At 36.9% G+C, this 1,436-nt stretch carries 2 protein-coding genes; one reads left to right on the top strand and one right to left on the bottom strand.

Annotation, left to right across the window (positions count from 1 at the left end; all coding sequences use genetic code 11):
* Positions 1-71 precede the first annotated feature (71 nt).
* Positions 72-284: a transcription antiterminator/RNA stability regulator CspE gene (cspE, locus tag FE394_RS19060; protein ID WP_038241393.1), complete on the bottom strand. Its 213-nt coding sequence runs from the start codon at positions 282-284 to the stop codon at positions 72-74.
* Between the two features lie 495 nt (positions 285-779).
* Here cspE and FE394_RS19065 point away from each other — a divergent pair, with 495 nt between their 5' ends.
* Positions 780-1,289, top strand: a complete 510-nt coding sequence (locus tag FE394_RS19065; protein ID WP_319927895.1) for a YlaC family protein — start codon at positions 780-782, stop codon at positions 1,287-1,289.
* Positions 1,290-1,436: the final 147 nt, after the last annotated feature.

Below are 1,436 nucleotides of genomic sequence, written 5' to 3' on the forward strand. Positions count from 1 at the left end.
CTAAAGCCATAAAACAAAAAGCCCGCCAAGGCATTTTACCTTGGCGAGCTTAAATAAGGCATAAAGGCTACTTAGATAGCAGTTACGTTTGCAGCTGCTGGGCCTTTGGCACCATTTTCAATGGTGAATTCTACGTTCTGGCCTTCGCCCAGAGTTTTGAAACCGTTACCTTGAATGGCAGAGAAGTGAACGAATACATCTTTGCTACCATCAGCTGGAGTGATGAAACCAAAGCCTTTAGACTCGTTGAACCACTTAACTTGACCTTTCATTTTGTCAGACATTTGACTTTCCTATATATCAAAAAAAACTCGCCACCTCGGGCATGTGTTGGCCAGTATCAGCTATTACTTATGGAGGCACTAAGAAGGAAACGGTCAACAAAGGCTACCAGAGATAGCACTTACACATAACGCATTAACAACTCAAGATGTCGTACATAAAGTAGGTCTGTTTATCAGGCCAAACGCATTAACGCATTAACACACACGAATAGCAACCTTTTTATGAATTATAGTTTTAAAAAAGTTGCATGCGCTCAATATTAGAACAGAATAACATAATAAATAAGTATTCTTATAATTTTATTTGATTTATTCAACTTTTGTCTTAGCAAAAATACTGAGATTACTCACCGACGATAACAATTTTCTAAATAAATTAAAGCAATTGCTATACAGATGTATGTTCTGGACATGTTAACCTTGAAAATGACATAACTTTCAATTCGACTCATGCTTTTTACATCACTTTTCTACCAATTTAAGTGGGTTAGTATTATGAATATCATCAAACAGATATTGATTCAGGATCTTAAGCGGATCAATCTTAAAGAGCATCGTGATGGTAAAGTGCACTTCAACAGCATTTTTATACGTCATCATCCATACCTTTGTCTGGCAATGGTTATCGCTTATGCGTTTCTTGCTATGCTTATGTGGTATGCACCCTATTTCGGCACTCTGTCACTTTTTGCATTTACTGTAGCTTTTATCATTATGGCTGCCGTTCTGCTATTTGACATCAAACCAATCTATCATTTTGAAGATATTGACGTACTCGATTTGCGGGTGTGTTATAACGGTGAATGGTTCGTCAATGAGCTGGTTTCAAAAAATGCCATCAACAAAATACTCACTCATCCCCGAGTACCTAATGAAATCAAAAATGACATCAAACACATTATGAAAAGAAAACACGGTATTTGTTTTTATGATGTGTTTATGCTCGCTTGTTCAACTCAGTCACCCTATGCTCAACCGATTAATATGGTGAATAAAAATGCATAAATTCAATAAAATAGAACAACAATGACACTGCGTGCTTACATGATGAGCAAACAGTGAAAAAACAGAACTTTTGCGTTGACACTATTCCAGTTCATCGCTAATATTCGCCTCGTTCTCAGGAACGAAGCAATTCCTCCATAGTTCAGT

The organism is Xenorhabdus littoralis, from assembly GCF_033949345.1.
GTDB lineage: Bacteria > Pseudomonadota > Gammaproteobacteria > Enterobacterales > Enterobacteriaceae > Xenorhabdus > Xenorhabdus littoralis.